The organism is Vibrio sp. 03-59-1, from assembly GCF_013114135.1.
Classification (GTDB): Bacteria; Pseudomonadota; Gammaproteobacteria; order Enterobacterales; family Vibrionaceae; genus Vibrio; species Vibrio cortegadensis.
This window is the reverse complement of sequence record NZ_VTYA01000008.1, coordinates 25637-37920: the sequence shown is the minus strand read 5'-3', so window position 1 is coordinate 37920 and position 12284 is coordinate 25637. Positions and strand designations below refer to the sequence as shown.

Below are 12284 nucleotides of genomic sequence, written 5' to 3'. Positions count from 1 at the left end.
TGTGATTGGACGTCTTCGTGGAACCCTCATTGAAAAGCAGCCTCCTGAACTATTGATTGAAGTCAGCGGAATTGGTTATGAAGTTCAAATGCCAATGAGCTGTTTTTATGAATTACCAAATATAGGTGATGAGGCCATTATTTATACCCACTTTGTGGTTCGTGAAGATGCACAGTTACTTTATGGATTTAACACCGTTAAAGAGCGCGCTTTGTTCCGAGAAGTTATAAAAGCGAATGGTGTTGGACCAAAATTAGGCTTGGGTATCTTGTCAGGTATGACCGCGAGCCAATTTGTCTCAAGTGTTGAACGAGAAGACATTTCTACATTAGTGAAATTACCGGGTGTAGGTAAGAAAACCGCTGAACGTTTAGTGGTAGAAATGAAGGATCGTCTAAAGGGGTGGGGAGAAGGTGATTTGTTCACTCCTGCAACAGATGCGGCACCAAGTGATAATGGTACGATTACGAACCCTAACAGTACCAAAGATGAAGCAGTAAGTGCGTTGCTTGCTTTGGGTTACAAGCCTGTTCAAGCATCTAAGATAGTTTCACAAGTAGCGAAACCTGACATGAGCAGTGAAGCTTTGATTAGAGAAGCGCTAAGAGCAATGGTGTAAAGTGAGAGCCACCGCTTTCGAATTTAACTATTTAAACAAATCACTATAAAAGTAGAGTAATTGATGATTGAAGCTGATCGTTTAATCGCCCCTGATAATCCAGTCTTTAAAGATGAAGATGTTATTGACCGTGCGATACGTCCGAAGAAACTGGCTGACTACCGAGGTCAGGATCATGTCCGCGATCAGATGGAAATTTTCATTAAAGCCGCACAAATGCGTGAAGAGCCTCTTGACCACCTGTTGATCTTTGGGCCTCCAGGGCTTGGTAAAACTACGCTTGCTAATATTGTCGCGAATGAGATGGAAGTGAATATTCGCACCACTTCTGGACCTGTTTTGGAAAAAGCAGGGGATCTGGCTGCTTTGTTGACCAACCTAGAAGAGAATGACGTCTTATTTATTGATGAAATTCACCGTCTGAGCCCTATTGTTGAAGAGATCCTCTACCCTGCAATGGAAGATTACCAGCTCGACATCATGATTGGTGAAGGCCCAGCAGCACGCTCCATTAAAATCGATCTGCCACCCTTTACTCTGATAGGGGCAACCACGAGAGCGGGGTCATTAACGTCACCGCTGAGAGACCGATTTGGTATTGTTCAACGTCTTGAGTATTACAATGTCAAAGATCTACAACATATTGTGCAGCGCAGTGCGGATTGCTTAGGTTTGTCGATGGATTCAGAGGGTGCACTCGAAGTGGCTCGTCGTGCCCGAGGTACACCACGTATTGCCAACCGATTGTTACGCCGAGTTCGTGATTATGCTGAAGTAAAAGGCAATGGACACATTTGTTCAGATATAGCGGATAAAGCGCTCGACATGCTTGATGTCGATAATCAAGGTTTCGATTACATGGACAGAAAATTGTTGCTGGCCATCATGGAAAAATTTTCAGGCGGCCCGGTAGGGTTAGATAATTTAGCCGCAGCAATAGGTGAAGAGAAAGATACGATTGAAGATGTGCTAGAGCCTTATTTGATTCAGCAAGGCTATCTTCAACGAACACCTCGCGGTCGAATTGCGACTGATAGAGCGTATTTACACTTTGGGATCGATAAACAGTAAAACAACTAAGATGGTTAGACCTTTAGTCTAGAGCAATCACAAGTAAACCATCATAGCAGTACCGCTAGAAGAGCCGACTTTAAGAATAAGTCGGCTTTTTTGATATTTGTAGAACTGAAACTACCTATCGCATAATGCAATCTATGATTCCATTTTTGGTAAGTTGATTAATGCTTAGTATCGAAAGAGCGGAATATGTGGATTTTGTGTGTTTTTATTTGGGTGTTCTGTTAATAAAACAATCACTATTCATGACTTTTATCACGGACTGTAACCTTAGAGGTTAATGTTCGGTTGATCTAAATCAAGTTGTGTAAAAAGCAATCAAATTGCTTGGTGTTTAATTGACTTAAATCAAAGCAAGAATTGGTTATAAACCTTTTGAAACAATCTGATTTTAGCAGTAATATTAGCTCTAGCTATATTAGCTATCGCTTAACAAATAACTAACCATTGGAGTACATTTTCGCAACAATAATTTCTTTATTAATAACAGTTTGTGGGGTGATTTAACATTTCACGCTGATGTTGCAGAATGTCTAACGTGTCACTCAGCCGACACAAAGGAGTTACCATGATTGACGTTGTTGATCTCTCGCGATTGCAGTTTGCATTCACGGCGATGTATCACTTCTTATTCGTTCCATTGACTTTAGGTATGGCATTTTTGCTTGCCATCATGGAGTCTCTATATGTAATGACCGATAAGCAAATCTATAAGGACATGACAAAGTTCTGGGGTAAGCTATTCGGGATTAACTTTGCACTTGGTGTGGCAACAGGCCTTACCATGGAATTCCAGTTCGGAACCAACTGGTCTTACTATTCTCATTACGTAGGTGATATTTTTGGTGCTCCGCTTGCCATTGAAGCCTTAGTTGCCTTTTTCCTTGAATCTACTTTTGTGGGTCTCTTCTTCTTCGGTTGGGATAGGTTATCTAAACGACAACATTTGGCCGTAACTTGGTTAGTTGCGTTAGGTTCAAACTTCTCTGCACTATGGATCTTGATTGCGAACGGCTGGATGCAAAACCCTGTCGGCGCAGAATTTAACTTCGAAACCATGCGTATGGAAATGGTCAGCTTTGCTGAAGTCGTTTTCAACCCTGTAGCGCAAGTTAAATTTGTTCATACGGTTGCCTCTGGTTATACCGCAGGTTCAATGTTCGTACTTGGTATCAGTTCTTACTACCTATTAAAAGGCAGAGATGTTGCCTTTGCTCGTCGCTCATTCGCGATTGCCGCCTCTTTCGGTATGGCCGCTATTTTATCGGTAATGGTTCTAGGCGATGAGTCTGGTTATGAACTAGGTGAAGTGCAGAAAGTGAAGCTTGCGGCGATTGAAGCCGAGTGGCATACCGAAGAAGCACCAGCAGCATTTACTGTGTTTGGTTTACCTAACCAAGAAGAGATGCATACTGATTTCGCCATTAAGATCCCTTACGTAATGGGTATTATTGCAACTCGCTCTTTTGATACTCAAGTGACAGGCTTACGTGATTTACGTGAAGAGCACGTAGAGCGCATCCGCACAGGTATGTATGCTTACGAATTGCTTGAAAAGCTGCGTGCTGGTGACAAGACAGATGCTAACAAAGCGGCATTTGACGAAGTTAAGAATGATCTTGGCTACGGACTTCTACTTAAACGCTATACCGACAATGTTGTCGATGCGACTGAAGATCAGATTCAAGCTGCTGCGGACGATTCAATTCCGACGGTTTGGCCTCTATTCTTCTCCTTCCGAATCATGGTTGCATGTGGTGTTGCGATGCTTCTGATTTTTGGCTTTGCGTTTATTCAAACCTGTCGTCAAAAAATTGGTCAGAAGAAGTGGTTATTAAAAGCGGCATTGTACGGCATGCCACTACCTTGGATTGCAATCGAAGCCGGTTGGTTTGTTGCTGAATTCGGTCGTCAACCATGGGCTGTTGGTGAAATCTTACCTGTGAATGTGGCGGTTTCTGCTCTGACAATGGGTCAGCTATGGTCATCACTGTTTGCCATTCTAGCGCTTTATACGGTGTTCCTAATTGCAGAAGTTTTCCTTATGGTGAAATTTGCACGTAAAGGACCAAGTAGTCTAAAAACAGGTCGTTATCACTTTGAACAAGACGAAAACTCTGTTGAAGACAAAGTTAGTCGCCAAGTAGAAGTATAAGTGAGGAAGCACAATTATGTTTGATTACGAAATCTTACGACTTATTTGGTGGATACTAATTGGTGTATTACTGGTTGGTTTCGCCGTAACGGATGGCTTTGACTTAGGTGTGGGTGCCTTGGTTACAGTAATCGGTAAAAACGATACAGAGCGTCGAGTGATGATTAATACTATCGCTCCACACTGGGATGGTAACCAAGTTTGGTTAATTACTGCTGGTGGTGCTTTATTTGCAGCTTGGCCATTAGTGTACGCAACATCATTCTCTGGCTTCTATTTTGCAATGATTGTCGCATTAGCAGCTCTATGGCTACGCCCACTTGGTTTGGATTACCGCTCTAAAATTGAAGATCCTAGATGGCGTAAAGCTTGGGATGGTGCAATTTGTGCGAGTGGCGTGATCCCACCAGTTATTTTTGGTGTCGCTTTTGGTAACTTGTTGCAAGGCGTACCTTTCCAACTGAGTGACTTCATGATGCCAACTTATCATGGTTCATTCTTTGGTTTATTGAATCCGTTTGCTTTACTTTGCGGTGTTATTAGCTTGTCTATGTTCTTGCTGCAAGGCGCGACATGGTTACAGATGAAAACCGTTGATGAAGTACATACGCGTTCACGTACTATTGCTCAGGTAATGGGTCTTGTGATTGCAGTTGCATTTGTAGCAGCAGGTTTTTGGATTCAAAACATTGATGGTTATGTGATTGTTAGTGCGCTAGATCATGCCGCTCCGTCTAACCCAATCAACAAAGAAGTGGTTAGAGAAGCGGGTGCTTGGATGGCGAACTTTGAAAAATACCCATTAATGTGGATTGCACCAGCGCTTGGCGTAGTCATGCCGCTAATTGCAGTCATCGCGTCTCGCTTTGAGAAAGGTGCCATTGCCTTTATCGCATCAAGCTTAACGAATGCTGGCGTTGTATTCACGGCTGGTTTAGCAATGTTCCCATTTGTTATGCCATCAAGCCTAGTTCCAAGCCACAGCTTAACGATGTGGGATGCGACTTCAAGTGAACTGACATTAAACCTGATGACAGGTGTTGCGTTCGTGATGGTGCCAATCATTTTGGCATACACAACTTGGACTTATTACAAAATGTTTGGTCGTCTTGATAAGAAATTTATCGAAGACAACAGTACATCGGCTTATTAAGGAGCATTACTATGTGGTATTTCGCATGGATCCTAGGTGTGTTACTGGCATGTGCCTTTGGGATCATCAATGCTCTTTGGTTAGAGCACTCAGAAATGATGGATAAAGACAGTGAGTAATCTCACAGAGCAAGTGACCCGCTTACATGCGCCCATGAATAAAACTGTGCTAAGAGCATTAGCATTGATTTTGGGCTTCATGCATGTAGGTTTGGTTATGTGGGATCCTGATACATACGGGCAAAGCATTGGTGGCTTTAACGCAATCATTAGTCCGTTACTCATATGGGCAATATGCTCAAGTATGATTTTTGGGATTGGTTTTAAACCAAGAGCTTGGTATTGGCAGCTATTGTTTAGCCCTTACTTCTCTCTATCCATATTGCTCTATTTAACAGTAATTCGTTTGGCATCGTGATATTACATGCTGGAACAATGAGTTGAATGTTTTTTATTCGAATAGAGGCTATCTTAATCAGATGGCCTCTATTTTTTTATACTCAATTCAAAAAAAGCTGTGACTTTTATACTAATCAGTAATTGATGGGTTATAGTATTTGCTTACTTAAGCTAACGATGGTTTTAATTTAATCAATATGGCAGAAACATTTAACTGGCCAGTGACGATTTACTATGAAGACACCGACGCTGGTGGTGTGGTTTATCATTCAAACTATCTGAAATTCTTTGAACGCGCACGAACTGAGATGCTGCGAGCAAAAGGAATTAGTCAGCAAGTATTATTGGAACAAAACATCGGCTTTGTAGTCCGACATATCGATATAGACTTCTTACAAGGAGCCAAGTTAGATGACAAGCTTACCGTTGTCTCTTATCTAACTGAAATGAAACGAGCTTCATTGATCTTCTGTCAAGAGATCGTCAATCCTGATGGCGACATATTGTGTAAAGCCATAGTTAAGGTAGCATGTATCGATAATATGAAAATGAAACCCAAGGCGATGCCTAAATCAATTATTTTGGAGTTTACCGACAGTGAATGCTGATATTTCTATTCTCGATCTCTTTTTGCAAGCTAGCATCCTAGTTAAGATCGTAATGTTAATTTTAATGGGAATGTCTGTCGCTTCCTGGGCGATGATCATTAAACGTAGCAAAGTACTTGCTGCTGCCGCGAAAAATACCGAAACCTTTGAAGATAAATTTTGGTCGGGTGCGGACTTATCCCAGCTATATCAAGACGTAAAAAAGCGTAAGGATGATATTACGGGGACGGAAGAGATTTTTTATTCAGGTTTTACCGAGTTTGCTCGGTTACGTAAGAGTAATGCAGCCTCTCCTGACTTTATTATGGAAGGGACAGGCCGAGCCATGCGCGTCTCTGTTGCACGTGAAGTTGATGAGCTTGAAACTAATTTACCTTTTCTTGCTACGGTAGGTTCGATTAGTCCTTACATTGGTCTGTTTGGAACCGTTTGGGGGATCATGCATGCCTTTATCGCCCTTGGTGAAGTTAAACAGGCAACTCTTGCGATGGTTGCTCCGGGTATTGCAGAAGCTCTAGTTGCAACCGCAATGGGCTTATTTGCCGCTATCCCTGCGGTAATGGCTTACAATCGCTTAAGTAACAAAGTCAGTAAGTTAGAACATAACTACGCGACATTCTCTGAAGAGTTTCATAGCATTCTTCACCGTCAAGCAATGGCGGGAAGGGAGTAATCGATGGCGGGTTATCAACGCAAAAAGCGTAAAATGACTGCTGAGATTAATGTTGTTCCTTATATTGATGTCATGTTAGTCCTGCTCATCATTTTTATGGTGACATCCCCTTTTGTTACACAAGGGGTTGATGTAGAGCTACCAACTGCCTCAAGTGCGAAATCAGCACCTGAGTTATTAGGTGATAAAGCGTCAAGTTTCATTATTGTCGAAATAGACAAAGAGGGTAATTTGGGCTTAAGCGTTAATAATGAAGATGTGCAGCGAGGCTTGTCATTAACGGACGTTATTGTACGAGTGAAAGCTGAATTGTCGATAAACCCAGATTCACCGGTTGCTGTTGGTGGGGACGCCGCGACGCCATACTCTGACGTTGTATTAGTCCTTGATGAATTAAGCCAAGCGGGTGTGCCTAAAGTTGGGTTATTAACGGACATAAAGGGATAAATTTCCGTATTAGCATGAAAGAAAACAATAAAAAAAATAACAGTCGAGGTAGCTACGGCGGACCAGTTGCCATTTCTTTAGGCTTACATGCCATATTGGTTGTGGGTCTGCTGTGGGGAACAGATTTTACCATGTCGAAACCTGAAGTTTCAGGACAGATGGTTCAGGCTGTGGTTATCGATCCGCAACTCGTGCGTAAGCAAGCTCGTGAAATTAGAAAGCAACGCGAAAGTGCGGCTAACAAAGAACAAGATAGACTTGAAAAATTAAGACGCGAAAGCGAACGCCTAGAGAAAAATCGAAAAGCAGAAGAAGAGTCGATACGTAAACTCAAAGAACAACAAGCTCGTGAAGCTAAAGCGACACGCGCAGCGGAGAAAAAACGCAAAGCGCAAGAAGAGCGCGTTAAGAAAGAGCAGCAGAAGGCAAAAAAAGCGGAGGAAGCTCGTAAGCTGAAAGAGATAGAACTCAAGAAAGCAGAGCAAAAACGCGTAGCGAAACAAGCCGCGATTGCACAGGCTGAGAAAGAACGAGTAGCAAAAGAGGCCGCCATTGCCAGAGCGGAAAAACAACGTATAGAGAAAGAGAAAGCCGCAGAAGCTGCGAAAGAAAAAGCGCGACGAGCAAAAGAAGCAGCAAAAAAAGCGGAAGCGGATCGTATTGCAAAAGAGAAAGCGGCAAAGAAAGCAGCAGACTTGGCTAAGAAAGAGCAAGCTCGATTAAAGCAGTTGGAAAAAGAACGCAAGCAGCAAGAAGAGGCGATGAACAATATCTTTTCTGGCCTTGAAAATGAAGCGTCACAAAATAATTCTGCAAAGCAGCAGTTCATCACTTCTGAAACGGATCGTTACGGTGCAATTTACACTCAATTGATCCAACAAAATTTGTTACTAGAAGACAGCTATAAAGGAAAGTCTTGTAAAGTCAACTTAAGACTAATCCCAACGGGTGCTGATGCTATGTTGAGTAATTTGTCGATTATTGGTGGTGATACTAGGTTATGCGCAGCAACTAAAAGAGCCGTAGCTCAAGTTCGTTCTTTTCCATTGCCAAAAGATTTGAGTGTAGTGGAAAAGCTTAAAAATATTAATTTAACCGTAGTACCAGAGTAAAAGGAATAACTTGTGTTTAAACGACTGATCATTGGGTGCCTGTTGGTTATTTCGAGTAGTGTTCAACTTGCGAATGCCGCTCTAGAATTGGTGATTACGGACGGAATAAATTCTGCGCGACCAATTGCGATCGTTCCTTTTAAATGGGACGGTACGAAACCATTACCACACGATGTATCTGCCATTGTGGCTTCAGATTTACAACGTAGTGGTAAATTTAGTCCGATAAAAATCAGCAAAATGCCTCAAACTCCCTACAACGAGGGTGAAGTCGATTTTGATGCTTGGACGAGTTTAGGCGTTGATTCACTGCTTACCGGTTCTGTTACTCAAAATGCAGAGGGCAAATTTGTCATCAATTACCAATTAGTTGATGTGGTTCGTGGGCAGTTAACTCAAGGACAAAGCAAAGCTCTGAGTAATGATGGACAGCTTGTATTGTCAAAAGACCATGTCCTATTTAGCAAAAGAGCGGTCATTGATGGTAAGAGAATGCGTGAATATGCTCACCGTATTTCTGATTTAGTTTATGAAGAGTTAACGGGTGAGAGAGGCGCATTTCTAACTCGTATCTCTTACGTCGTCGTGAATGATAAAGATAAATACCCCTACCAATTACGGGTAGCCGATTACGATGGTTACGATGAAAAACTTGTGTTGCGTTCTAAGCAGCCGTTAATGTCTCCCGCTTGGTCTCCTGATGGTCGACAGCTTGCGTATGTAAGTTTTCAAAATGGACAAGCTGAAGTTTTCATCATGGACATTTATACCGGAAAGACGGAAAAAGTAACGTCATACCCTCGACACAATGGTGCGCCAAAATTTTCACCTGATGGCAAGACATTGGCTATTGTCTTATCTAAAACGGGCAGCTTGCAAGTTTATACGTTGGATTTAGCAACACGTAAATTGACTCAAATAACGAGCGGTAGATCAAATAATACAGAACCGTTTTGGCATCCTGATGGAAAATCCTTAGTTTTCACATCGGATCGGGGTGGTAAACCTCAGATTTATAGAGTAAATTTGGCAAATGGTTCGACTAACCGTTTGACTTGGCAAGGTAGCCAGAATTTAGGCGGCCAAATAACGCCAGATGGACGATTCCTCATTATGGTGAATCGCAGTAATTCTGGTTTCAATTTGGCAAAACAAGATTTGGAGACTGGTGCCGTTCAAGTGTTAACCAAAACACTCTTGGATGAATCACCAAGTATTGCCCCAAATGGCGGAATGGTCATTTATAGCTCCATTTATAACAAGACCAATGTATTATCCATGGTTTCTATAGATGGTCGATTCAAAGCTAGATTACCGGCAACAAATGGACGTGTAAGAGCGCCCTCATGGTCCCCGTTTTTGTAGCGACTCAGTTTGATAAAGTAAGGAAATAAAAAATGCAACTAAACAAAGTTCTTAAAGGGTTACTTATTGCTCTTCCTGTATTAGCAGTAACAGCATGTAGCTCAAGCGATGATGCAACTTCAACATCTGGCACTGAGACTAACCAATCTACAGCGGGTTCTTCAAATGGTGTGGATACAACAGTTGTTTCTCCAATCGGTGAGAACGCAGCACTTTCTGAGCAAGAGCTAAAAGAACAAGCTCTTCGTGAAACTCAAACTATCTACTTTGCATTTGATAACTCAACAATTGCTGGTGATTACGAAGATATGTTAGCTGCTCATGCCGCTTACTTAAGCAAAAACGCATCACTACAAGTGACTATTGAAGGTCATGCTGATGAGCGTGGTACTCCTGAGTACAACATCGCACTTGGTGAACGCCGTGCCGCAGCTGTTGGTAAATACCTTCAAGCTCTAGGTGTTCAAGCTGACCAAATTAGTATTGTAAGCTACGGTGAAGAGAAGCCACTTCTTCTTGGCCAGTCTGCTGACGTATACGCTAAGAACCGCCGCGCAGTTCTAGTATACTAATCGAGGAATTGCCTCATGTTCAGTAACACTAAGCGTGCTGTTACGCTTACGTTACTGGCAAGTGCAGCGAACTTTGCGTTCGCTGCACCAGCTCCAGTATCTGACCTAAACAGTACCTCTTCGAATTCTGCTACGTCTTCTAGTATTTCTGCGTCAAATTCATCTGAAACTGATATCCAACGTTTGGAACGCTTGCTGAAAAATCGCAATCGAGTTCAACTGCAAATGCAACAACAAATGGATGGAATGTTACTTGAGATCAGTGAATTAAGAGGCGAACTAGAACGAAACAGCTACGATATGAAACAGATGTTAGAACGCCAGCGCGAACTATTCATTGAGTTAGATCGTATCCGTAGTGAAGTGAAAAATAGCTCTGTCCAAGCACCGAAAGTGGATGCTAAAGACAGCGCCGTAACAGGTGGAACTTTCAGCTCTGATGTTGATGAGCAAACCGCTTACCAGAATGCGGTTGACTTGATCCTAAAGCAACGAGACTACACAGGTGCCATTACTGCATTTAAGCAGTTCCAAGTCGATTTCCCTGACTCTGCCTTTGCTTCTAATGCACATTATTGGTTAGGCCAATTGTACTTTGCGAAGAAGCAAGATAAAGACGCAGTGAAAAGTTTTGCAGCCGTGGTTTCTTACAAAGAGTCAAGTAAGCGAGCGGATGCATTAGTTAAGTTGGGAGATATTTCAGCGAGAAATAATAACTCCGATCAAGCGAAAAAGTACTATCAGCAAGTCATTAGTGAATATCCTGGAAGTGCTTCAGCTAAAGTGGCTGCTACGCATTTATAGGTTTGCTACCCATATACAAAACAAGGTTGCTGAGGCAGCCTTTTTTGTTTTTGAATCCTTTTTGATTCAAAACCTAGTCAAGGTTATACTATTTGGATTATTGGAAGTTGCTAGAGCAAAACAATGAGCCATATACTGGACACCATCGACACTGTATACCCTTTCCCTCCGAAACCGATGCCGCTTACTCTTGAAGAGAAGCAGTTGCATATTTCGAGAATTAAAACGCTTCTCAAAGAAAAAGACGCGGTTTTAATTGCCCATTATTATACCGATCCTGAAATTCAGGCACTAGCGGAAGAAACTGGCGGTTTTGTCGGTGATTCTCTTGAAATGGCCAAGTTCGGAAATCGTCATTCGGCAAGTACATTGATCATTGCTGGTGTTCGTTTTATGGGTGAGTCTGCAAAAATATTGACCCCAGAAAAACGAATCCTCATGCCAACCTTAGAAGCAGAATGCTCACTAGACTTAGGTTGCCCAGCAGACAAGTTTACAGAATTCTGTGACGCTCACCCCGATCATATCGTTGTTGTCTATGCGAATACTTCTGCTGCTGTGAAAGCGAGAGCGGACTGGGTAGTTACATCAAGCATCGCATTAGAAATTGTTGAGCATTTAGACGCGGAAGATAAACCAATTATTTGGGGGCCTGATCGTCACTTAGGCTCTTACATCGCGAATCAAACCGGCGCCGACATGCTGTTATGGCAAGGTGAGTGTGTGGTTCACGACGAGTTTTCTGCTAAAGCATTGAAGGATATGAAAGCGGTCTACCCTGAAGCTGCCATTCTTGTTCACCCTGAATCTCCAGCTAGCGTGGTTGAGCTTGCAGATGCTGTGGGTTCTACAAGCCAACTGATAAAGGCGGCGAAAGAGCTTCCTCAACAAAAAATGATCGTGGCGACGGATAAAGGTATCTTTTTCAAGATGCAGCAACTTGTGCCAGAGAAAGAGCTAATTGAAGCGCCAACTGCAGGTGCAGGTGCAACATGTCGTAGCTGTGCTCATTGTCCGTGGATGGCAATGAATGGATTGAAAGCGATTGAGCAGGCATTGACAGAAGGCGGTGAGCAGCATGAGATCTTCGTAAGTGAAGAACTTAGAGTGAAATCGTTGATTCCATTAAATCGTATGCTGGATTTTGCAGAACAGCTTAATTTAAAAGTGAAGGGCAACGCATAGCGCGGACGCTTTTTATACTATATTTATATAAAGCCAGCTTTAATGCTGGCTTTTTTGTGGGCGAGAAAACGTGATCTTGAAAATCTTATATAACATTGATTAATCAAAAGGTTTAA

14 protein-coding genes are annotated in these 12284 nt (G+C 42.4%); all 14 read left to right on the top strand.

Going from position 1 to position 12284, the window contains the following annotated elements; all coding sequences use genetic code 11:
* Position 1: 1 nt before the first annotated feature.
* The 14 genes from ruvA to nadA all read left to right on the top strand — a co-directional run bounded on the left by ruvA (position 2) and on the right by nadA (position 12168).
* On the top strand, positions 2-619 hold the full coding sequence (gene ruvA, locus F0249_RS09890) for a Holliday junction branch migration protein RuvA (protein WP_171756566.1): 618 nt from the start codon (positions 2-4) through the stop codon (positions 617-619).
* 63 nt (positions 620-682) lie between these two features.
* Positions 683-1690 (top strand): Holliday junction branch migration DNA helicase RuvB, encoded by a 1008-nt coding sequence (ruvB, locus tag F0249_RS09885; RefSeq protein ID WP_017051971.1) that lies wholly within the window; start codon positions 683-685, stop codon positions 1688-1690.
* A gap of 574 nt (positions 1691-2264) precedes the next feature.
* Positions 2265-3851 carry a cytochrome ubiquinol oxidase subunit I gene (gene cydA / locus F0249_RS09880; RefSeq protein WP_017051972.1) on the top strand — a complete coding sequence of 529 codons (1587 nt, stop codon included), beginning with the start codon at positions 2265-2267 and terminating at the stop codon, positions 3849-3851.
* Positions 3852-3867: 16 nt separating this feature from the next.
* Positions 3868-5004, top strand: a complete 1137-nt coding sequence (gene cydB, locus F0249_RS09875) for a cytochrome d ubiquinol oxidase subunit II (RefSeq protein WP_171756565.1) — start codon at positions 3868-3870, stop codon at positions 5002-5004.
* 11 nt (positions 5005-5015) lie between these two features.
* Complete coding sequence (cydX, locus tag F0249_RS09870; protein WP_000270284.1) at positions 5016-5123, top strand: cytochrome bd-I oxidase subunit CydX; 108 nt, start codon at positions 5016-5018, stop codon at positions 5121-5123.
* Complete coding sequence (ybgE, locus tag F0249_RS09865) at positions 5116-5421, top strand: cyd operon protein YbgE (RefSeq protein WP_136993758.1); 306 nt, start codon at positions 5116-5118, stop codon at positions 5419-5421. Before cydX ends, ybgE begins: the two co-directional genes overlap by 8 nt.
* Positions 5422-5599: 178 nt before the next feature.
* On the top strand, positions 5600-6010 hold the full coding sequence (gene ybgC / locus F0249_RS09860) for a tol-pal system-associated acyl-CoA thioesterase (RefSeq protein ID WP_113797461.1): 411 nt from the start codon (positions 5600-5602) through the stop codon (positions 6008-6010).
* Complete coding sequence (tolQ, locus tag F0249_RS09855; RefSeq protein ID WP_017051976.1) at positions 6000-6683, top strand: protein TolQ; 684 nt, start codon at positions 6000-6002, stop codon at positions 6681-6683. Before ybgC ends, tolQ begins: the two co-directional genes overlap by 11 nt.
* A 3-nt stretch (positions 6684-6686) precedes the next feature.
* Positions 6687-7130 carry an ExbD/TolR family protein gene (locus F0249_RS09850; protein WP_171756564.1) on the top strand — a complete coding sequence of 148 codons (444 nt, stop codon included), beginning with the start codon at positions 6687-6689 and terminating at the stop codon, positions 7128-7130.
* 14 nt (positions 7131-7144) lie between these two features.
* Positions 7145-8242 (top strand): cell envelope integrity protein TolA, encoded by a 1098-nt coding sequence (tolA, locus tag F0249_RS09845; protein WP_171756563.1) that lies wholly within the window; start codon positions 7145-7147, stop codon positions 8240-8242.
* Positions 8243-8254: 12 nt separating this feature from the next.
* Complete coding sequence (tolB, locus tag F0249_RS09840) at positions 8255-9607, top strand: Tol-Pal system beta propeller repeat protein TolB (RefSeq protein WP_017051979.1); 1353 nt, start codon at positions 8255-8257, stop codon at positions 9605-9607.
* 32 nt (positions 9608-9639) lie between these two features.
* The gene (gene pal / locus F0249_RS09835) at positions 9640-10179 is read left to right on the top strand and encodes a peptidoglycan-associated lipoprotein Pal (RefSeq protein ID WP_136993761.1); all 540 of its coding nucleotides are present in this window, start codon (positions 9640-9642) and stop codon (positions 10177-10179) included.
* A gap of 15 nt (positions 10180-10194) precedes the next feature.
* Positions 10195-10983 carry a tol-pal system protein YbgF gene (ybgF, locus tag F0249_RS09830; RefSeq protein ID WP_171756562.1) on the top strand — a complete coding sequence of 263 codons (789 nt, stop codon included), beginning with the start codon at positions 10195-10197 and terminating at the stop codon, positions 10981-10983.
* Between the two features lie 123 nt (positions 10984-11106).
* Positions 11107-12168, top strand: coding sequence for a quinolinate synthase NadA (nadA, locus tag F0249_RS09825; RefSeq protein ID WP_017051982.1), 1062 nt, complete (start codon positions 11107-11109; stop codon positions 12166-12168).
* Positions 12169-12284: the final 116 nt, after the last annotated feature.